Origin of the sequence: Dyadobacter luticola, assembly GCF_005860805.1 — a bacterium.
Classification (GTDB): domain Bacteria; phylum Bacteroidota; class Bacteroidia; order Cytophagales; family Spirosomataceae; genus Dyadobacter; species Dyadobacter luticola.
Genome location: NZ_VCEJ01000002.1, coordinates 1,709,049 through 1,728,958, shown reverse-complemented (window position 1 = coordinate 1,728,958; position 19,910 = coordinate 1,709,049). Strand labels below are relative to the sequence as shown.

Annotated in this window: 20 protein-coding genes; 7 read left to right on the top strand and 13 right to left on the bottom strand. The window is 48.0% G+C overall.

The features are described from left to right. Positions 1–18: 18 nt before the first annotated feature. Positions 19–810 carry a TlpA family protein disulfide reductase gene (locus tag FEN17_RS07270; protein ID WP_171037861.1) on the top strand — a complete coding sequence of 264 codons (792 nt, stop codon included), beginning with the start codon at positions 19–21 and terminating at the stop codon, positions 808–810. A 187-nt stretch (positions 811–997) separates the two neighbouring features. Then, positions 998–2,131: a DUF4249 domain-containing protein gene (locus FEN17_RS07265; RefSeq protein WP_229208722.1), complete on the top strand. Its 1,134-nt coding sequence runs from the start codon at positions 998–1,000 to the stop codon at positions 2,129–2,131. 23 nt (positions 2,132–2,154) lie between these two features. Here the strand turns inward: FEN17_RS07265 and FEN17_RS07260 are convergent, their stop codons facing one another. Continuing rightward, positions 2,155–2,565, bottom strand: a complete 411-nt coding sequence (locus tag FEN17_RS07260; RefSeq protein ID WP_138364604.1) for a VOC family protein — start codon at positions 2,563–2,565, stop codon at positions 2,155–2,157. A gap of 206 nt (positions 2,566–2,771) precedes the next feature. After that, positions 2,772–3,761: a hypothetical protein gene (locus FEN17_RS07255; RefSeq protein ID WP_138364603.1), complete on the bottom strand. Its 990-nt coding sequence runs from the start codon at positions 3,759–3,761 to the stop codon at positions 2,772–2,774. A 204-nt stretch (positions 3,762–3,965) separates the two neighbouring features. Between FEN17_RS07255 and FEN17_RS07250 the strand changes: the two genes are divergently transcribed. Continuing rightward, complete coding sequence (locus FEN17_RS07250; RefSeq protein WP_138364602.1) at positions 3,966–5,210, top strand: DUF4153 domain-containing protein; 1,245 nt, start codon at positions 3,966–3,968, stop codon at positions 5,208–5,210. A gap of 52 nt (positions 5,211–5,262) precedes the next feature. Here the strand turns inward: FEN17_RS07250 and FEN17_RS07245 are convergent, their stop codons facing one another. The 5 genes from FEN17_RS07245 to FEN17_RS07225 all read right to left on the bottom strand — a co-directional run bounded on the left by FEN17_RS07245 (position 5,263) and on the right by FEN17_RS07225 (position 9,289). Next, positions 5,263–5,604 (bottom strand): TfoX/Sxy family protein, encoded by a 342-nt coding sequence (locus FEN17_RS07245; protein ID WP_138364601.1) that lies wholly within the window; start codon positions 5,602–5,604, stop codon positions 5,263–5,265. A gap of 42 nt (positions 5,605–5,646) precedes the next feature. Next, positions 5,647–6,468, bottom strand: coding sequence for an alpha/beta fold hydrolase (locus tag FEN17_RS07240; protein WP_138364600.1), 822 nt, complete (start codon positions 6,466–6,468; stop codon positions 5,647–5,649). A gap of 56 nt (positions 6,469–6,524) precedes the next feature. Further along, entirely contained in the window at positions 6,525–8,147 is a 1,623-nt protein-coding gene (locus tag FEN17_RS07235; RefSeq protein WP_229208721.1) for an aminopeptidase P family protein, read from the bottom strand. Between the two features lie 41 nt (positions 8,148–8,188). Further along, the gene (locus FEN17_RS07230) at positions 8,189–8,560 is read right to left on the bottom strand and encodes a hypothetical protein (RefSeq protein ID WP_138364599.1); all 372 of its coding nucleotides are present in this window, start codon (positions 8,558–8,560) and stop codon (positions 8,189–8,191) included. 108 nt (positions 8,561–8,668) lie between these two features. Further along, positions 8,669–9,289: a hypothetical protein gene (locus FEN17_RS07225; RefSeq protein WP_138364598.1), complete on the bottom strand. Its 621-nt coding sequence runs from the start codon at positions 9,287–9,289 to the stop codon at positions 8,669–8,671. A gap of 255 nt (positions 9,290–9,544) precedes the next feature. Between FEN17_RS07225 and FEN17_RS07220 the strand changes: the two genes are divergently transcribed. Next, a complete protein-coding gene (locus FEN17_RS07220; protein ID WP_138364597.1) occupies positions 9,545–10,633 on the top strand; it encodes a T9SS type A sorting domain-containing protein in 1,089 nt (362 codons plus the stop codon). Positions 10,634–10,692: 59 nt separating this feature from the next. Here FEN17_RS07220 and FEN17_RS07215 read toward each other — a convergent pair whose 3' ends face one another. From FEN17_RS07215 to FEN17_RS07195, 5 genes are all read right to left on the bottom strand, one after another. After that, positions 10,693–11,799, bottom strand: a complete 1,107-nt coding sequence (locus FEN17_RS07215) for a transporter (protein WP_138364596.1) — start codon at positions 11,797–11,799, stop codon at positions 10,693–10,695. A gap of 108 nt (positions 11,800–11,907) precedes the next feature. Then, positions 11,908–12,456, bottom strand: a complete 549-nt coding sequence (locus tag FEN17_RS07210; protein WP_138364595.1) for a hypothetical protein — start codon at positions 12,454–12,456, stop codon at positions 11,908–11,910. 38 nt (positions 12,457–12,494) lie between these two features. Next, on the bottom strand, positions 12,495–12,872 hold the full coding sequence (locus FEN17_RS07205) for a response regulator (RefSeq protein ID WP_205748106.1): 378 nt from the start codon (positions 12,870–12,872) through the stop codon (positions 12,495–12,497). 30 nt (positions 12,873–12,902) lie between these two features. Beyond that, positions 12,903–14,921 (bottom strand): PAS domain-containing sensor histidine kinase, encoded by a 2,019-nt coding sequence (locus FEN17_RS07200; RefSeq protein ID WP_229208720.1) that lies wholly within the window; start codon positions 14,919–14,921, stop codon positions 12,903–12,905. A 119-nt stretch (positions 14,922–15,040) separates the two neighbouring features. After that, entirely contained in the window at positions 15,041–15,925 is an 885-nt protein-coding gene (locus FEN17_RS07195; RefSeq protein ID WP_138364593.1) for a DUF4595 domain-containing protein, read from the bottom strand. A gap of 313 nt (positions 15,926–16,238) precedes the next feature. Here FEN17_RS07195 and FEN17_RS07190 point away from each other — a divergent pair, with 313 nt between their 5' ends. Together FEN17_RS07190 and FEN17_RS07185 are read left to right on the top strand one after the other, a co-directional pair. Continuing rightward, complete coding sequence (locus FEN17_RS07190; RefSeq protein ID WP_138364592.1) at positions 16,239–17,099, top strand: sugar phosphate isomerase/epimerase family protein; 861 nt, start codon at positions 16,239–16,241, stop codon at positions 17,097–17,099. 66 nt (positions 17,100–17,165) lie between these two features. After that, complete coding sequence (locus tag FEN17_RS07185) at positions 17,166–17,972, top strand: sugar phosphate isomerase/epimerase family protein (protein ID WP_138364591.1); 807 nt, start codon at positions 17,166–17,168, stop codon at positions 17,970–17,972. A gap of 2 nt (positions 17,973–17,974) precedes the next feature. Here FEN17_RS07185 and FEN17_RS07180 read toward each other — a convergent pair whose 3' ends face one another. After that, entirely contained in the window at positions 17,975–18,880 is a 906-nt protein-coding gene (locus FEN17_RS07180) for an AraC family transcriptional regulator (protein ID WP_138364590.1), read from the bottom strand. A 126-nt stretch (positions 18,881–19,006) separates the two neighbouring features. On the opposite strand from FEN17_RS07180, the gene FEN17_RS07175 reads away from it, so the two are divergent. Then, a complete protein-coding gene (locus FEN17_RS07175; protein WP_138364589.1) occupies positions 19,007–19,858 on the top strand; it encodes a phytanoyl-CoA dioxygenase family protein in 852 nt (283 codons plus the stop codon). Positions 19,859–19,910: the final 52 nt, after the last annotated feature.

The window sequence follows — 19,910 nt, the reverse complement described above, 5'->3', positions numbered from 1 at the left end:
GTACTAAACCTGACAGCTATGAGAAAATTTTTTAACCAACTAAGCTTGATGCTTGTAGCAAGCGTCATTTTTGCTGCTTGTTCCAATGATAAAGTGGAACTTGGGAAGCCGGTTGTCGGTTCGGGCGAGGCATACGCGAACTTTGCGAATTACTGGCAATACTATTCCAATCATTTAAAATTTTACAAAAACTTCGAGGCGTTTGACACGGATGCGAGGCAAATGCCCGCGGATAGTTTCATGGCAAAATATAGCACCGGAAAATATGCGGTGTATAAATACATTGCGCGTGATACCGTGGTGCAATACAAGCTGGAAAAATTAAAGCCGGACGTCGAGGAAAATATTATCAACCAGCTGCGCGCGCAGGCGTTTACGGACTACCGTTCTTATCAGAAAAAGGGCAAACCGCTGGTAGGTTTCAATTATGTGGATCTTGACGGAAAATCATACACGCCGGAGAATACGCGTGGCAAATTTGTAATTATGAAATTCTGGTTTGTGGGCTGCGTGCCGTGCGTGCAGGAAATGCCGGAACTAAATGAAATCGTCGCTAAAAACAAAAACCGTAATGACATCCTCTTTCTCAGCATCGCCCTCGACCCCGAGCCCAACCTCCGCAAATTCCTCGCCAAAACGAAATTCGACTACAAGACCGTCGGCAACAAAAAAGACTACGTCGCCGACACGCTGCTGATCAACCAATTCCCTACGCATCTAGTAATCGGGAAGGACGGGAATGTGATGGGGGTGTGTAGCTGGGTGCGGGAATTGAAGGATATGCTTGGCGGGACGGGGGTTAGGATTTGAGACATACTTAAATCAACAAACCACCCTATTACAGTAAAACCGGTTACAAAAATCCTTTATCACAGCAACAAGTTTGTCAAAGACAAAAAACGCGTTTTTAAATGAACCGGAGCTGGTTATGAGGTTATTTTTTAGAGGGTTTAAATATATTGCGCATTTAGTAGAATCTAATAAGTCAAGATATTACGTGAAAAGGCTTACATGCTTGGCTGTGGGCCTTTTTGCTTTGCCGGTGATGTTGGAAAGCTGTATCCAGCAATTTACTCCGCCGGAAGTAGGTTATAATGACCAGTATCTGGTAGTCGACGGTTTTTTTAATGTGAGTGGTACCGATACCAGCCGGATTGAGTTGCGGCGGACGCAGAATGTAAACCAGCAGGACAAGCCTATCATTGAAACCGGCGCGTCGATCGCCGTCGAAGGCGAGTCTGGTGGCACTTTTCCTTTTACGGAATCATCGGATGGTTTATATGTGCTGGCACCGGCCAGCTACGATCTGGGCGGGAAGTACAGGATCAGGATCCACACCAATAATGGCAAAGAATATCTTTCCGATTATGTGGAAGTAAGCCGCACACCTGCCATCGACAGCCTCACCAACAAGTTTGACGCCAACCGAAATTCCATGGTTTTTTACGTCAATACCCACGATGAGGCGAACAAAACGCAGTTTTACCGCTGGAAATTCGAGGAAACCTGGGAGTATGAGGCTACTTATTATTCGGCCCTCGTGATTGAGAATGATACATTGAAAATCCGGAACGAGAACATTAACAAATGTTGGGCGAACAAGAAATCCGGCAGCATTTTGCTTGGAAGCACTGTCAAGCTGAGTGCGGATGTGATCAAGGATTTACCGCTCAATGTTGTGCCGATCCAGACCAACAAACTTTTTATCCGGTATAGCCTGCTCGTGAAACAATATGGCTTGTCGCGCCCGGCTTTTGAATACTGGACAGACCTATCCAAATCTACGCAGCTGACCGGAAGCCTCTTCGATCCGCAGCCGGGGAAAGTTACCGGGAACATCCACAACACCAGTGATCCCAAAGAGCTTGTTTTCGGCTATTTCAGCGCGTCTACGGAGGTGACGAAAAGGCTTACCATCGCGCCGAAACTGGGCACATTCCCAAGATGCACGGAAACAGACACCATTCCCGTCCAATGCAACGGCAAGCCCGACGACCCCTGCGCCTTCAATACGCAGCAGTTGTTGCTCACTTATTTCGGGCCAAGGTCTGAATTTGTCGTCACGGGAACCCCGGAATGCACCGATTGCCGCCTGGCGGGAGGAACAAACAAAAGGCCGTCATTCTGGTAATGCACGGCCTTTTTGGCATAATCCTAATTTTGTTCCCCCGACCTTGCCTTCGCGTTCTGCGAAAGTGGTGTAAAAAAGTTAACCAAGTTACCATCCGGGTCGAAGAATAGCAGTGAGCGGTTTCCCCACGGCATGGTAGTCGGTGGCTGAACAATGTTGTTACCCAGAAATTCAGCCAGATTTTCGTAACTGGCATCCGCGTTTTCTACACGGAATTCGATGATAACCGACTGGTTGGAAGCAGGTGTTGCAATGTCATTTCCCCCGAAAAATTGTAAAGTGCGCGTGCTGCCGATCGCCAGCGTAGCGCCGGGAGTACGTAATTCAGCAAAATCCTCGGTATACCGGATAAATGTTGCCCCGGTAACTTTTTCGTAAAACGGAACAAGGTTGTTGATGTTTTCAGTGATAATTCTGACCGATGCGAAATTCATAGCAAGTTTAGTTTAATGAAATTCAAAACTAAATGCACCGAGTGACAGCCGTATGTCAGCAGGTAGCTGAAACTTTTGCGACTCGCACACCGGAGATCGCCAAGCGGCTGATGGGATTCATGAGCGAGCTGACGGATTATTTTTGTTGGATAAAAAATAAGGGACAAACGATTGTTTGTCCCTTGAAAGTGGTTTTGGAATGTTTGTTATGGTTTCTTCACAAAAATCGAGGTAGCATAGGTATGGCTTTTCCCATTTGACAGAATGACGCGCGACCCATTTTTCCAATATTGTGCAATAGCAAAACCATTATTATATCCTCCCCCAGAAACGTAAACGTCGCCATCCAGCACTCTGACGCCACTGGCATTAGCGCCAAAATCGAGGTTATTGATGTTGTTCTTCCAGATAAATGCATGAAAGTCGTCAGTGCCGGCAATATAAATGCTATTGTTTGAAGTCGTGATGTCCGATGCTTCCGACGTATTCTTATTTCCTGTAATTCCTATCTCAATGCCATTTTTCCAATATCTGGAATATACTACGCCATTGAGTGTTTCAGAACCTACTACCAGAACCTCCCCGTTAAGTACTGCGATAGCATTTGCGGTGGCATCGTGTGTGCCGTCTGTCAGATCTACCTGGACCCCATTTTTCCAGTAAGTCGCAACTGCGTGAGACCCGGTTTGTGTTTGGCCTGCGACATATACATCACCTCCCGAAATTGCTATGCTTTTTGCCCATCCGTTCTCTCCGAGCTTCACGGAAACACCGTTTTTCCAATAGGCAGGATAGGCATTTGGCCCATCAACGCCGATGCCTGCTACGTAAATGTCTCCGCCAGATACTTCGACATCACTTAAAAATGAGGACGAGATATCTTTTGAAAAATCTTCAAGGACGCCGTTTTTCCAATATCTGCCGGTCACGAGCGTATTGGATGAGTCAACTCCGAATCCAACTACGTACACGTCATTGCCGGATACCGCAATTGAATTGACAGCAAGCGGGTAATAAGACTGTGTCAACTCGACTTCCTGTCCATTTTTCCAATACTTAGCCACAAAGGTACTGTCAGTGTTTTCAAGACCTGCAACGTACACGTCCGGCTCGCCGGGCAAAACGTGGTCTTCCAAGCTGCAAGACGCTGAAAACAGTGAAATCAAAATGAGTGATGAATAGAAGATTTTTTTCATAGAAAATTGAGTAGTTGTTAATCAAGGTTACAAAGCTAAGTTGGGCGCATGCCTACTTCTCTGACAAAGTAATTCGTAAAAAGCGTTGCATGCGTGCATATCAAATCTGAAAAAAAATTTTTCACCACAACCTCCTTGAAATTCAAAACAATATTTAACTTTGAAACACAAAGTACTTTGTTAAACACCAAAAACGTGAACGAGATGCAAGAAAAAATCCTGTTGAACATCGACAATCCGGGGCAGCTTGAAAAGTTGTACCGGAGCAACAAGCCGACTTTTAAGTCGGCATTTAATGATCTGTACGTCCAGCTGCGGGAAAATCCGCTGGCCGAGGGATGGTACCAAAGACTAAACTACGCTCAGGAAGAAATGTTCTGGGGCACACCCGCCGAGCGGACATTTGTGGTAGGCGCTGCCCTCGTCGCAGCTTTTATCGCCAAGCTGCCGGAAATATTTTCCATCGACCCGGAATTTTTCTACACTCGCAACATTGGCTTCATCATATTCCCGGTACTGATCGCATTTTTCGCCCGCAAAAACAGCATTTCCATGAAAACCGGCGCCGGTCTGGTTGCGCTGATTCTGGCGGGTGCCATATTTATCAATCTCCTTCCGCACAAACAGGGTTTGCCTGCTGATACGCTGAGCCTGTCATGCATACATTTTCCGCTGTTACTATGGTCAATGCTGGGTTTTACATTCGCCGGCGGAAAAGGCCATAGTGAGGCAAACTGGCTGGGATTTCTGCGCTATAATGGTGAACTGGCCGTGATGATGGCGCTGCTGCTCATTGCCGGCGGGCTTACTACGGCATTGACGATCAATCTGTTCCGGTTAATCGGGCTGGATATCCAGAAATTTTACTTCAACTACATTGTCATTTGCGGGCTCTCGGCCGTACCGCTGGTAGCCACTTTTCTGACGCAGACGCAGCCTGCGATCGTTAGCAAAATCTCCCCGTTGATCGCCAAACTTTTCGCGCCGGTCGCGCTGGTGATATTGCTGGCCTACCTCGGAGCGATGCTTTTTTCAAGCAAAAATCCCTATCAGGACCGCGAATTTCTGGTGCTTTTTAATGTGCTGCTGGTAGGAGTGATGGCGTTGATTTTCTTTTCAATTGCTGACTCGGGTACCAAAAATTCGGTACAGCGACTCGTGCTGTTCCTGCTTTCAGCAGTGACCATCATTGTGAATGGTATTGCATTATCTGCCGTACTTTTTCGGATTTCAGAGTGGGGGATTACGCCCAATCGTGCGGCCGTCCTGGGAGCCAATGTGCTGATGCTGATACATTTGCTGCTTGTTTCGGCCAGGCTGTTTGGCGCTTTGAAAAAGAAGGGAAACTTGGAGCAGGTTGGGAAGTCAATCGTCTTGTTCGTGCCGGTTTACGCTGCCTGGGCCGCGATTGTCACGTTTTTGTTTCCTTTTATTTTTGGGTTTAAATAAAAAAACAGCGCGTCCTGAAATGTTCGGGACGCGCTGTTTTCAAATTAATTTACTACGCCTTTTTCTTCGACGCTTTCGCCAGCGGATTGAATGCCAGGCAGAGATCGATCCAGTATTTGAAATCTTTGTTCGTCCGCATACCTTCCGGCTCCACATATACGTAACCCTTCATAGGCCGCCCCGTAAACACCATTTCCGTGCAGCCCGGCTTCGATAATGCGTCCCCATATTGCGCCTCGCCGATGCGGCACATCAGTTTTTCATCGGCAATCCCGACGCACATTTTATCATTGACCATAAAACAGATCCCGCCAAACATGCGCTTTTCGGTAACATTGGGAACATTTACCAATGCCTCCCTGATCCTGTCGCTCAATTTTTCGTCGAAAGCCATATCTTAAAAGCTTGCCGGGGTTATGGTCGTTGCAACCAGATATTATGACTGGAAAAAAGCCAGCAGATCCGCATTGATCGTCGCTGCCTCGGTAGTCGGCATTCCGTGGGGGAAGCCGGGGTAGGAGATCAGTTTGCCGTTTTTGAGCAGTTTTGCAGCTTTCACCGCCGTCAGTTCAAATGGTACGATCTGGTCATCTTCGCCATGCAGCACCAGCACCGGTATGTCCACACTTTTCAGATCTTCGGTAAAATCCGTTTCTGAAAATGCCTTCACGCAATCCACATGCGCCTTGATCGCACCCATCATACCCTGGCGCCACCAGTTATCCCGGATGCCCTGCGACACATTCGCCCCTTCGCGGTTATAACCGTAAAAGGGAATGGTAAAATCCTGGAAATACTGCGGACGTTTTATAGCGGTACCTTCGCGGATTTCATCAAAAACAGACATGGGGATACCATCCGGATTACTTTCCGACTGCGCCATAATCGGCGTAACTGCACTGACTAACACTGCTTTGGCAACACGACCCTGACCATATTTCGCCACATACCGGATCACCTCACCGCCGCCGGTGGAATGTCCCACGTGGATCGCATTTGTCAGGTCCAGCGCCTTCACCAGTTCAGCAACATCGGCTGCATAAGTATCCATCTCATGGCCTTTGTCGGTCTGGCTTGACCTGCCGTGACCTCTCCGGTCGTGGGCAATTACCCGGTAACCTTTTTCCAGGAAAAACATCATTTGTCCGTCCCAGTCATCGCCTGAAAGCGGCCAGCCGTGGTGAAAAACGATGGGCTGCCCGGTGCCCCAGTCCTTGTAATAGATTTCGGTTCCGTCGCTTACTGTGATCTTGCTCATTGGTTTGTTTTTATTGTGATTATTGTCAAATGCAACGCAGGAAAGCCGGATTGGTTCTATTTCAAATCCATATTATCGACAAAACTTTTCTTGGCCGCCATTTTTTCAACATCTTCCAATTTCCTCGCCGCCATGGCCGAAAGAACCTCATAACCGTCTTTTTTGATCAAAGCATCGTCCTCGATGCGCACCGCAATTCCCCACCACTTTTTATCACAATCGCTACCCTCGGGAATGTAAATTCCCGGCTCCACGGTGATGATCATGTTCGCTGCCAGCTTGTTATAAATCCCTTTGTCATGCACATCCAGACCCAGAAAGTGCGAGCAGCCGTGCGGATAATAAAGCCGGTTTTGCTTGTCGTCTTTCAGGATGCCGAGTTTGACCAAACCATTCGTAACCACATCGCGGGCTGTTTTTTCAATGTCGGCAAACGGTGTTCCTTCTTTTAATATTTTAAAAACAGCTTCCTGCGCTTCGTATACAATGTTGTAAATCTGTTTTTGTTCTGCGGTAAATTTTCCGTTTGACGGAAATGTCCGCGTCACATCGGCGGTATAACCGTGATACTCAGCGCCAATGTCCATCAAAATCATTTTGCTGTCGCCAACTTTTGTCACATTGTTTTCAATGTAATGCAGCACGCAGCCATTATTTCCGGCACCTGCGATTGACGGATAACCCTCATATTCCGCGCCCATTTTCCGGTGTACAAATTCCTGGATACCCTGCAATTCCAGCTCCGACATATCGGGTTTGATCGCCTTCATCGCCTCATTGTGTCCGTGCGCCGAAATATCAATCGCTTTGCGCATCAGCACCAGCTCTTCGGCGGTTTTGATTTGTCTTAACTCCCTGGTAGCGTAGTCGTAAAGTGACGGATCCCATTTCAGGGCAGCGGTTTCTTTTAGAATCGCGGTCACCTCGCTGGTATCTTTCACCGACATAAGTCGCTGAATCAGTGGATTTTTCGAATAATTTTCACTTCTCGCAGCCAGCGATTTAAAGTATCCGGTCAAAATCTGCGTCGATGCGAGCAGCCTGGGATATTGTTTCACAGACATCACGTCGCCCATCACATCCGCGTCGAAATCAGCAGGCATACCTGCCTTTTTCTTAAAAATATTGACTAGATCAAAAACTTCATCCGACTGCGTAATGTTGTCTGCCAGCGCTTTTGGGAATTCAAATGTGATCTTGGAAAAATCCGACAAATCCGGCGCATACCGGGCGAAATCCTCTGCATTATAAACCGTGGAAAAACCCATCGCCTTCACGCCCTCAATTCCCAGCCGTTTTCCGGTCCACTGCTCCCGCTCGGGATTCCGTTTCTGGACAAAAAACATTTCGTTGTAGGACTGTCCGGCTGAATCCTTCTGCGCGTCCTTGAAAATCAGCAGCACCGAGTTAGGCTCCGTGTAGCCGCTGAAATAATAGAGGTCAGGATTCTGGTGATATTTATAATCCACATCATTCGCAAAATTCCGTACCGGCGAAGCAAAAACCGCCATCACAGAGTTTGCAGGCATCATTTGGCGCAAAGCATCACGGCGACCCTTATGAAATTCTTTGGATAAAAAGTCGGTCGGGACGGGCAGCTGGGCGAAAGTGGCGGCGGCGCAAATTGCCAACAAAAATGTTAAAGCTGCCGCAAATCGGGAGGGTGTAAATGTGTTCAATGTTGTTGATTTGGATGTGAATGTTGATTACTGCCCGCAAATTATGGCATTCTCGTGAAAAGTCGCTGGATACCGCAAGTGACCACCATCGAGTCGCCAGCAATTTTACCTTCGCAGAAAGGTCTTTCTGTCATGGCATAAGTTACCGTTTTGGTATTTTCATTGTACTCGTAGGAGTAAGTCTGTTGTAACTTTTCAATGCGCTCATCATTGAGATTACTCCAAATTTCCAGGGTTGAAGCATTTTTAAATCGAAGGGCAGAATAAATTTCCGTGCTGCCGTCCTGCTGCATCTTCCACTTCCAGGCAGTTCCCACCATCTCGTTGGTCGGCACCGGCCTATTGTCCTCGCCATCGCCGGCACAGGAAAACAGGGCAAAAAATAAGATTACAATCAGATATTTCTGTTTCATAAAGGTGAGAGAAGAATGTATAACTAAATATAGTATATGTAACCGAATTCGGAACCGTCCGGCTTGCGGAAAAATCTTTCAAGTCTTTCATCAAGCTTCAATATCATATTACCGCAAAAGCACATCGGTGATTTTAATGCGAAACAAACCATTTGAAAAGCGGGCAACCGGGGGCGCACCGTTTCGAAACCTGTTGTACAATGTCGTATCCTCCGAAAACGCGATTTCAAATCGTCCTTCGACAATTCCCGCTGCTTTGTCAAACCTGGTAACCCTGATCCAACCAGGCTTTTCGTGCTGATAAACGTATTTTTTCATTAACCCACCTGCATTGCCAATGTATGAAAATGAAGCATATTCATTTTTGAACTGCCGGCTACGATCCAGCTTGTCAATGCGGTTTTGACGTTTTTTCAGGGGAATATTATAAATCACCAGCGATTGCGATTTGGTGCATTCCGGCTCAGCACAGCCATTTTTCGTTTTGGGATTAGGATAAGAGCCAAAACCGTTGTAGTCAATATCAGTAAAAATCACCAGGTTGAATTTCTTCACTTTCTTCAAGTCTTGTCTCTGATTTCGCAGCCTCAAAACTTTTCCGGTCCCATACCAGGATGTATCATTCAAACTGGCAGTCACATTAAACTTGCTATCGGTCGGCAGCGACGGCTGTTTTGCGCAGCCCAGGCATGCCAGGAATAGGATCAGGGAATAACAGATTGTTCTCATCTTGCGGTTACATTTCTTAAAAGAAGCAACCGGGTCAAGAAAACTAATTATTTAGTTGTAAATTAATTGTGTTGAATCGTCCAGGAAGAATATCCGAACCTGGAAAGCGACTGAGATACTGACAGCTAGCAGCTACATACAAATTTTTCATGGTTGACTGCAATTCCAGGTATGTTGACATACATATTCTGGCGAAGTTGATTTGCGCAGGATAGTTTTAGAATAACTTATCTGAAACTCAACGCCTCGGCACCTATGAAACAACTTTTACAAAAACGTATTCTTCCCTCTTTTATCATTTTCGTCCAGCTTGTCGCCGGTCACACGGCTGTTGCCCAGGACCCCGGCGATTATGTCGGGGACCTGAATTTTACGACCCAGGCCGAAATCGACAATTTCGTAGATGAAGACCAGTACACGGCCATCGTCGGAAATGTCACCATTTCGGGTAATGACATTGTGAGTTTTGGAAAGCTGAAAAAAATCGAAACGATTTTCGGTAGCATCAGCGTCGTTAACAATCCAAATCTCACGAGCTTCCGCGGACTGGACATGCTTAGTATGGTCTGGGGCAATATCACGATTGATCAAAACCCGGTTTTGACGGACATTAACGCGCTGAACCATCCGATAGGTATGTCGGGTGCATTGCAGATCACCGGTAATTCGATGCTAAGCAACTGCGCCGTGGTGATGATCTGCGCGATGGTCGGCGGCTCGGTATCTTCCCGCATTATGGCGCCAGCAATTTCCGACAATGCGCCAGGCTGCAACTTTCCCTCGGAAATCCGCACCGCCTGCTCTTCGCTGCCGGTAACATTGGTTTCTTTTGAAGCAACAAAACAAGAAAAAACGGTATTGTTAAATTGGGCAACCAGCTCGGAAGTCAACAGTAAAACCTTTGACATTCAGCACAGCAGTACCGGCAAGGACTGGAAATACATCGGCAGCCTCGCCGCGGCGGGTTCCGAAGCCAGCCTTACCAGCTACTCTTTCCAGGACATTTCGCCGAAAGCCGGGCAGAATTTTTACCGGCTCAAAATGATCGATATTGATGGAACTTATGCTTGGAGCAGCATCCGGGAAGTGAAAATGAATGCGGGAGAAGAGTCAGAAACTGTCATTTTTCCAAATCCTACCACGGATAAGCTTATCATTCAAACCGCGCGGTCGGAAGGTATCCGGTCGCTGCAAATCCTGGATGTGAAAGGACATGGTTTGCAAAGGCAGGCCGAAAAACCGAATCTGAACATTGACCTGAAAAACCTGCCCGCCGGTATTTACACATTAAAAATATCCATGACCGACGGCTCGGTGGTCAGCCGCAGGTTTGTAAAGCAATAGTTTGTTATGAGAAGATTGAAATCCCCTTCGCGCAGTTCGTGAAGGGGATTTTTGTTTTGTTAAAACTTAAAAGAAATACCTGCATTGACAGAATAATCGGCAAAAGCTGCATCTCCGCGGATGTAAGTGCCATAGGTAACAGAATTTTCCTTGTCGGTCACACTTTGCGTACGATTACGCGCCAAAGCCACCGGTACGCTCACAAAAATACTCACCTTATTCACCTGGTAATTCAAACTTGGCTCAATACTCCATACATAGCCTGGTCTGCGGAAATCGCCGCTGCCGCCCACAATGTCATGCACCGGAATGCCTTCCAACCGTGCGCCAGCCGCGAAAGTCAGGTTATGTCTGATCGCGTAGCTCACCCCGCCGCGCGCCATATACTGGTCTGGGACACTCATGATTGCTTCGTTGGCCAGCCTTGGGGTCAACGTTTCGCGGTAAGTGCGCACGCCGTTTTGTTCTCTTGGGTTAACCAGGTAGTAAAAATTGGCATACACCCCGAAATTGTGGGTAATGTTGCGGTACATATTGGCTTCCACCGTAAAACCCGTCCCGCCATCGCCGAGCTGGATCGACTGATCCACAGTGCGGAGTTCTTTGCTTCCGTTCGGGCCTACATTGTGCCAGTAATCCTGGTAATCGTAATCGCCGGTTGGTAATTTGATACCCAGCCCAACCTGGATGTTCCCACGGGTACTTTTTTTCGGATCGAACAGCCAGTGGTAAGCCGCAATGCGCATATCACCGACACCGAAAGAATGTGTGCTGTGACGCTCGTTAAACTTGTTCACACCGTTAATCAGCCCATGCTCATACAAGGAAGAGCGCGCGTTGGAAATCACCGGCAAGTCGATCATGATCGACCATCGATCGTTCAGGATGCGGGTCAGGTTAATGTCAATCGATGCAGTATGGTTAATTACCTCGGTATGTTGTTTCAGGCGGTCCTTGTTTTCTTCGGTGCCCGAATAATGTCTGAAAGATTTAAAATAACGGCCGCTGGTGGTCAAAATCCACTGCTGGTGATCGGTGCTGTCGGCGTGGGCGAGCATGCAGGCATTACCCGTGCTGCGGATCGCCACGCAGCCTTGCGCCAATGTTTTGAAAGAAAGGAGTGAGGTCAGTGCGACCGCGAATGTCAGAGATAGAAACTTTTTCATTGGATTAAAATAGAAATCAAATCATGATTGAGTGAATGCGCGTGCAGATAAGTATGAACAGCATTGTCCATGCAAAGCAGGCGTTACTAAAAAAGAAAATGAAGCTACTTAACCCTGATTGGGTGGGGGAGAAGGTACGTGAATGATCGCGGCCGACTGCGCAAACTGATACTGATCAGCAACCGGCAGGTGTGGAGGCGTCCATTCTAACACGTAAAAAACATGCTTTCTGTCGAGTGAAAGGAATTCTTTGAGGAAATTTTTGAGGACTTTGGAAGGCGTATTTTTATGAGGTTTGCCGCCGCCTATCTCATCCTGAATTTTAGAAACCAGCATGGTGTACCGGTCACGCGCATTCTGGTCAATTTCGCAATGTACGTACATCGTATCATTGACCAACTGCCTGGTTTTCATGCGATAATGTCCGCCTTCATGCCGGATTTTACCCTCGGCTGGCTCCGGATTATCCCAGCTCACCTGATAAGGAAGCGACACCGGAACTTTGATCACAATGTCCTCGGAAAAAGCCTGTCGCTCCACATATTCGCTTGACTTACCGCTTGTTGCATGACCACCTTCCAGCAAATAAGCCACCGGGTAGCCGATCATGTTGTAAAGCAGCAGGCAGAAAAGCAGGATGGATAAAAGTCGTCCCAAGTCAGCAGCGAATAATTATTATTTCAAATATAGGTAAATCAACCCAGTCCTATCACGTGGCGGAGGGTTTCTTTCAGCGCGATAAAGCTGTCGGGTTTCTTGAAAAAATGATTAGCACCCTTGGAATGCGCCTTTTTAACTTCTTTTTCGTGCGAGGAAGTGGAGTACATGACGACCGGTATCTCCTGAAATGAAGGATTGTTACGGATGGCATCAAGACATTCCCAGCCATCCATACGAGGCATATTCACATCCAGAAAAATGATGTCGGGACGTTCCGGGCTGTCGAGTTTTTTGAGTGCATCCACGCCGTCGGTGGCGCTGCGGCAGGTGATGGAAGCGTCCAGGTCATGCAGGGCTTCCAGAAATAATTCCGAATCGTCGGAGTCGTCGTCTACCAGTAAAATCCTCCTCACTTTCATGCAACCTTCTTGTCAAAAACCCCGCTAACCCTGCACCAGCGGCAATGTAATGTGAAAAACCGATCCTTCTCCCGGCTGTCCGCTGGCTCTGATCGTACCGTGGTGTCGTTCCACGATCTTCTTGCAAAGCGCCAGTCCCAGCCCCGAACCTTCGTAGCTATCTTTGGAATTGAGTCGCGCAAAAGTAGTAAATATCCGCGACTGGTATTCATTATCGAAGCCGATACCGTTGTCGGCGACAGCGATCTCAACCGCTGGTACGCGATCGCCCAGATACTGAAAAGTAATGCCGATCTCCGCGTTTTCGTTTTCCTTTGAAAATTTCAGCGCGTTGTTCATAATGTTGTAAAAAAGCTGGTAGAGCAGCACGCGCGTACCCTCTATTTCAGGCAAAACCACTTTCCTGATCGTCGCCTTTTTTTCGTGGATCATGAGTTCAAGATCCGTTTCCACATCCTCAATCACCTTATTCAGGTCAATTTTTTCAATTTCAGGCTTGGTTGCATTTACCTCCGAGTAAGTCAGGATACCCTCGATCATCTGCATCACCCGCGACGATGCGTGCTGAATTTTTTCCAGATACCGGAGTCCTTTTTCCGGTAAAACCGCACTCAGCTCATTCTGGATGCGTCCTGCGAAAATGCGGATCTTGCGGATCGGCTCTTTCAGGTCGTGGCTGGTGACGTGGGCAAACTGCATCAGATCATCATTAGACCTTTGCAACTCCACCGTCCGCTCGTTGACCTGCTTGCTCAATGCCTCCGCAAACTCGTTTTGTTCCGTAATGTCCAGCGTCACCCCTACCATTTTGACAGCCCGGTCCTGGTCGTCATACACCGGATTTCCCGCCGCCCGCACCCATCTGATCGACCCGTCGGAGGCCGTAACCCGGTAGTCTGCATGGAAAGTGGTATGCTGGTCAACAGCTGTCTGCACTGCCCGCTGCACCTTTTCCTGGTCGAGCGGGAGAATAAGCGAAACGAGCTTTGTAAATGTGAGCGGCTCGGTAGTTGCCATGCCCAGGTGAAGCTTGTACTGGGGCGTAGCGACTATTTCGCCGGTTTCAAAAATCAGTTCATAGCTGCCGAGGTTACCCGCATTGATGGCCAGCTGCATTTTTTCGGCAATTTCTTCCAGCTGGGCCTGTGCCGCAACCTGCTCGGTAACATCCTGCAAGGTTCCGTTGAAGCGATATGCTTCATGATCCTCCGTAAACCAGACCTTTCCCTTAGCGCGGACCATTCTTTCAAACCCGGTCGCCGGGTGGATGATGGTATATTCAATGTCATACTTCCCACCCAATTCATACACCAGTGCATCACTGATGGCCTTGGTGACGCGCTGCTGGTCCTTTTTTGCCATCACCTCTATCGCGTGCGAAAGGTCGATCTCGCAAACCGGCGATAAGCCAAACCATTCTTTCAGGCGAACATTGCCGGTAAATTTATTGGTCCTTGGATTATAGTCCCACACCCCGAGCTCCGTGGCATCGATTGCAAATTCAAGGAGATTTTTGCTCTCTTTGAGTTCGGTCATTGTTTTCACCATTCCGGTAGTTTCGGTACAGGTCACAAAAACCGCACACGGCTTACCAGATTCGTCGGCCACTGGGCTGTAACTGAATGTCCAGTATACATCTTCCATCCGGCCGTTCCGGAAAATCGGCAGCAACTGGTTTTCGCTCCACGTACCACCCTCTCCGGCCAATACACTGTCGATGAGCGGTTTGATGTCCGCCCAGGTTTCCGGCCATACCTCTTCTCCGGGCATCCCCAGCGCCGACGGATGTTTTCCGTTATCGCCTAAGCTGGGCCGGTAGGCGTCATTGTAAAAGCAGGTTAAATGTTTTCCCCAAAATAAAAACATCGGGAATTTGGAGTGCAGGATAATGCTGAGGGCCGTTTTGAGACTTTGCGGCCAGCTATCGACCGGTCCCACCGAGGATGTAGCCCAGTTGTAAGAGCGGATAATTTCACCCATTTCACCGGTGCCGGCGGTAATTTTCGCCAGTATCGGGTTAATGTATTTTGGAGAGGGATTCATAAAAGGGCGACTGTGACATACTTGCAATCCATCGGGATTGAAAGATAATACAGTCGCCCTTTTTTTCTACTAGCGCTTCAATATTTTTACCTCATGCGTTTAGCAGGAAGTCATTCTACTTATAAATGAAGACCGATGTTTGTCACCAAATAGCCGTAAGTGTTGCTTTCGACCAGTTTGGCGCCGGTCACTTCGTAGGTATCTCTTTTGGTCGGGTAGCCGTCCGCGTTCAATGTGTAATTGAAATAAGTGGCATATTGGGTAGGCTGGTAGGAACTCATTTTTACGAGGTGCAAACTTTTCTTCCCGAAAATCGGCAGGTAACGATCCGGTAAGCTGAAAGCCTCTTCGTTGACAGCCAGTGTGTTGTCCAAAATCGGATCGCCGGTAGGCTGGTCGTAATAGAGTGTGGAGTTGGCTTTTGTCGGGAGGTACGCCCTTCCGCCGCTGAAATCGGTGCCCGTGATTTTGGTCATATCGCCGGCAGCATTCCAGCCGAATGTTGTTTTTTCAGTGGCAGCCAGCTTGTTGGTCCGGCTGATCAGGCGGCCGGTCGCATTGTATTGGTAAGTAAAGCTGCTTTCTTTCTCTACATAAGCATTTCCACCAGCGCTTTCGTAGTCAAACTGATTGGATTCGTAGCAGCGTCCGGCACCATCGAGCAGGTAAGTTGAGCGCTGATAAACTGAATTGTTATAGTACATGACAGACGAAACCTGGTGCGCGCCATATTTGTAAACCACATAAGTACCCGTCGTCCCGATCGCGCCGCGGTGGGCTGCTTCAAAAATGAGTTTTGACACGCGGCCGCTCTCATCATAAGAAAGCTTCGCATTGCTTTCCTGGACCAATTTGTAGTTTTTAGGTGCGGTCGACGGCAATGCTGATTCCCTTAAACCAGCTTCGTTTGCCTGCCGGGGATCTGTGGTCGGTTCAACATTTTCTTTCTGGCAGGCGCTCAGTCCGATCAGTAAAAACAGGGCACTTTTCATTAAATTTTTCATGGTAACAGATGTAAAAGTTTGATTTTAAAATGGTGCAAATTTTTTCGCCGACCAGCCCAAAGCGCTTTGTTCCGGAAGGCAATGCAAACGTAGGGCGGATAAAAAGCTGCGGCAATTTTTGAGGGTACACAAAAGGTCAACCTCCCCGGAAGCGAGGTATACAAAAGGTAGACATGCCCTCAAAACCTCCAAAAAGCCACATTTAAACCGAGACCCAGCCTTGTGATTTTCATCCGCAGTTGTGCAACTCAGGGAGAAAAGCGCTCTGTCTCGTCTTTATGTATATCAAAAGCAACCCAACCAAGTACTGACTATGAGATCCAGAATTCTGCTGTTCCTGACATTTCTTCTCTCCACAACTACCCATGAACTCTTCGCGCAAAAAGGCAAGCCCCTTTTCCCGCAAACTCCTGGTATGGTTTCCTATACCTACCGCGCCAGTTTTTCCAAAGATCCCGCTGCGACGCTGGATACATTGAAAAGTCTGGGGATCACCGACATTGAATTTTCAAGTTTGTTTAGAAAAACGGCTGCCGAGCTGCGGCAAATGCTCGATGAGCGGGGTATCAAATGTTCGTCTTTCGGGGTGCAGTATGGTGATGCGCTGGAAAAAACGCAGGAGGTAGGACAGAATGCCAAAACGCTGGGCGCCAAATTTGTCCGCGTGGCCTGGGTACCGCACAAAGGACCTTTTACCCTCGAAATGGCGCAAAAAACAGTGGAAGATTTTAATACAATTGGAAAAAAACTAAAAGACGAGTTTGGCCTCACATTCTGCTACCACAACCACGGCTATGAATTTGAGAAATATGAAGACGGCACCTTGATGGATTACATTATCCAGAAAACCGATCCGAAATACGTCAGCTTCGAGCTCGATGTTTTGTGGGCGTTTTTCCCTGGCGGCGATCCGGCCGGGCTGCTTACCAAATATCCAAAACGCTACAAGCTGATGCACATGAAAGACCTGCGCAAAGGCGTGGAAGGAAATCTCTCGGGCGGCACGCCGGTGACCAATGATGTAGCGCTCGGCACCGGCCAGCTGGACATTCCGGCGATTTTGAAAGCCGCGAAAAAATCGGGCATCGAACATTATTATATAGAAGACGAAAGTCCGAGCTACGCCACCCAGGTGCCGCAAACGATGGCTTATCTGAAAAGTCTGACCTACTAGACAAGGGTAACATTCACGACAAACTGACTTTAATCCGGTACATCATCGGGTTAAAGTCAGTTTTTTATGAAGATCAAATTCTACGCGCCGGAGTGGGGGAATACGCTTCCTTTTCCTCTTTTTTGTAAAAAAGTAAAAGCCGCCGGATATGACGGGGTAGAGATGGCACTGCCTTTTGACCCAACAGAAAAAGCGGTAATCCTGGATGCGCTGGCTGACCATAACCTGGAACTGATCGGGCAGTATTGGCAGTCTTTCGAGAAAGATATCAATCAGCACGCAGCCAACTACGAAAAATACCTTCGCAACCTGATCGACGCCAAACCGGTTTTTATCAACTGCCAGACTGGTAAGGATTATTTTAGTTTTGATCAAAATAAAAGGCTTTTCGATCTTGCAAAAGCACTTTCCGAAGAATCGGGGATCAGCATTATCCACGAAACCCATCGAGGGAAAAGTCTTTTCGCGGCGCATATCACTGCCGATTATCTTACAAAAATTCCCGACCTGAAAATCACTCTCGACATTTCACACTGGTGCAATGTGCACGAATGTTTGCTGGACGATCAGGAGGAGGAAGTGGCGCTGGCAATTGCGCATACTGTACACATTCACAGCCGCGTAGGCCACCCGGAAGGCCCGCAGGTGAATGATCCCCGTGCGCCCGAGTGGGCCACAACCTTGCAGGCGCACCTCAACTGGTGGGACCGGGTGGTGAAGCGTCACCGCAAGGATGACATTGATTTGACTGTCACGACTGAGTTCGGTCCGGCGACTTACATGCCGGTGACAGCCTATACCCAAATGCCGCTTGGCGACCAGTGGGAGATCAATGTGTTCATGATGAACCTGCTGAAAAGGAGATACTTATAGTTTCAGATCCCGGTTTCTGCCCCGCGGTTTTTCCGGTACAGCACCGGCGAAATCCCCATCTGCTGTTTGAATAATCTTGAAAAATAAAATGGATCGTCAATTCCGATCTGGGAGGCAACCTCATTGATCCGCAGCTCGCTGAAATGCAGCAGCTGGCAAGCCTTCTGAATGCGCAAATGATTGAAATATTCGATCGGCGCATACCCGGTTTCCTGTTTGAATTTTCTTGAAAAAAACGACACCGAAAGATGGGCCGATTGGGCAATATTATCCAGTGTGATTGCGGTCGACAAATTTTCCTGCATGTACCTGATCGACCGGTCGACGGCGTTTTCCTGGGCAGGAAGCGCATTTTGGCGGTTAAACTGCTCGCTGGCGATGAATGTGGACAGATAGTAAGCTAGCGTGAGGTTTGCGAAAAGCAGGTTAGAGGCACTGTACCCTTTGAGCAATGTTGTGCAAATTCTTTTAAACAAAACATTCCGCTCCTCCGAAAGCCCGACTTGCACCGGGCGCAGCATGCCATTTTCAGCTTCCATAATCGTTAAAGCAGCGTCATTCGCGTTCTTCCCAACCAGGTGCAGCCAATAAATACTCCATGGATTTTTGGCATCGGCGCCGTACGAATGCGGGATGTCAGTTGGAATAATAAACACTTCGCCGGCCTGTACCGTGAAGGTTTCGCCACGGATCGTGATCCAGCCTTTTCCGTCGGTACAATATAAAAAAATGGCTTGGGAGATACCTGCCGGACGCTGGTAATAATGGTATAAAGCCTTGGGATAGAATCCGATACGCGAAAGATAAAGCGATGAAATTAAAGGCAGCGCCTCGCAATGTGTAGCTGCAACTTTGGGGATTTCAATGATCAGCTCGCCTTCGAAGCCCCTGCTTTTCTTGACGGACATATTAAGTTAATGTTAAGAAGAAGACTTTTGCCAAAGGTAAAATAATCCATGTTTACAGTAAAATCGTTCATTTGTTTATTCTTGGAATAACTGAATTTTGAAACGTAATAATACAATGTAGCATTTATGGCAAAGCAAGCACTCACCCCGGAACAAATCGCGCAGTATCACCGAGACGGTTATTTTATCGCCAAAGGTTTTTACGATCAGGAAGAAATTTCGAGACTTTATCAGATTGCGATCGAGGACGCGGCGGTGAGCAAGCATGCCATCAATGTGAATGACAGCAGCGGCAAACGTAGTAAGCTGTCGCTCTGGTACAAGCCGGGTGATGATGTGTACGGCCTGCTGACCCGCGGCGAAACGCTGGTCAATGCGGTGGATCAGCTTCTGGACCGCGCCGAGGACGATGATGCGCATTCGGTTTGCCACTATCATTCCAAACTGATGCAGAAAGAGCCGCGCGTGGGCGGTGCCTGGGAGTGGCATCAGGATTATGGTTACTGGTATAAAAATGAATTTCTTTATCCCGACCAGATGATGTCGGTCATGGTGGCGATCACAGATGCGAACCAGGAAAATGGTTGTCTGCAGGTTATCAAAGGTTCACACAAAATTGGCCGCGTCGAGCATGGCTTTTCCGGTGAGCAGGTGGGTGCATCGCAGCGTTATGTGGATCTGGCTTTGAAGACGATGGAGCATGTTTTTGTGGAGCTGGAAGCCGGGGATATTCTCTATTTTCACAGCAATATTCTGCACCGCTCCGAGGCCAATTTGTCCGACAGGCCGCGCTGGTCGATGATCTCCTGCTACAACCGCTCGACCAACATTGGTTATAACGAATCGTCCTCAGCGTCAGCGAGCATCACGCCGATTGAAGTAGTGCCGGATGATGCTTTACTTACCTGGAAAACCGCCGGACTTGCCGAGGAAAACGCTGATTTTCTGGCCAAAGAAGCCGATGTTTCATTGAAATAAGCCGCCGCCCAGGCATTGAAAAGACCTTAAAGACTATTATTCCTAAACCCCA

Coding starts and splice junctions, on each gene's coding strand:
- FEN17_RS07245 (WP_138364601.1), bottom strand. CDS start 5,604: ATGGCTTTCGACGAAAAATTGAGCGACAGGATCAGGGAGGCATTGGTA.
- FEN17_RS07215 (WP_138364596.1), bottom strand. CDS start 11,799: ATGAAAAAGTTTCTATCTCTGACATTCGCGGTCGCACTGACCTCACTC.
- FEN17_RS07180 (WP_138364590.1), bottom strand. CDS start 18,880: ATGTCCGTCAAGAAAAGCAGGGGCTTCGAAGGCGAGCTGATCATTGAA.
- FEN17_RS07230 (WP_138364599.1), bottom strand. CDS start 8,560: ATGAAACAGAAATATCTGATTGTAATCTTATTTTTTGCCCTGTTTTCC.
- FEN17_RS07250 (WP_138364602.1), top strand. CDS start 3,966: ATGCAAGAAAAAATCCTGTTGAACATCGACAATCCGGGGCAGCTTGAA.
- FEN17_RS07255 (WP_138364603.1), bottom strand. CDS start 3,761: ATGAAAAAAATCTTCTATTCATCACTCATTTTGATTTCACTGTTTTCA.
- FEN17_RS07225 (WP_138364598.1), bottom strand. CDS start 9,289: ATGAGAACAATCTGTTATTCCCTGATCCTATTCCTGGCATGCCTGGGC.
- FEN17_RS07260 (WP_138364604.1), bottom strand. CDS start 2,565: ATGAATTTCGCATCGGTCAGAATTATCACTGAAAACATCAACAACCTT.
- FEN17_RS07185 (WP_138364591.1), top strand. CDS start 17,166: ATGAAGATCAAATTCTACGCGCCGGAGTGGGGGAATACGCTTCCTTTT.
- FEN17_RS07220 (WP_138364597.1), top strand. CDS start 9,545: ATGAAACAACTTTTACAAAAACGTATTCTTCCCTCTTTTATCATTTTC.
- FEN17_RS07175 (WP_138364589.1), top strand. CDS start 19,007: ATGGCAAAGCAAGCACTCACCCCGGAACAAATCGCGCAGTATCACCGA.
- FEN17_RS07240 (WP_138364600.1), bottom strand. CDS start 6,468: ATGAGCAAGATCACAGTAAGCGACGGAACCGAAATCTATTACAAGGAC.
- FEN17_RS07190 (WP_138364592.1), top strand. CDS start 16,239: ATGAGATCCAGAATTCTGCTGTTCCTGACATTTCTTCTCTCCACAACT.
- FEN17_RS07270 (WP_171037861.1), top strand. CDS start 19: ATGAGAAAATTTTTTAACCAACTAAGCTTGATGCTTGTAGCAAGCGTC.
- FEN17_RS07200 (WP_229208720.1), bottom strand. CDS start 14,921: ATGAATCCCTCTCCAAAATACATTAACCCGATACTGGCGAAAATTACC.
- FEN17_RS07195 (WP_138364593.1), bottom strand. CDS start 15,925: ATGAAAAATTTAATGAAAAGTGCCCTGTTTTTACTGATCGGACTGAGC.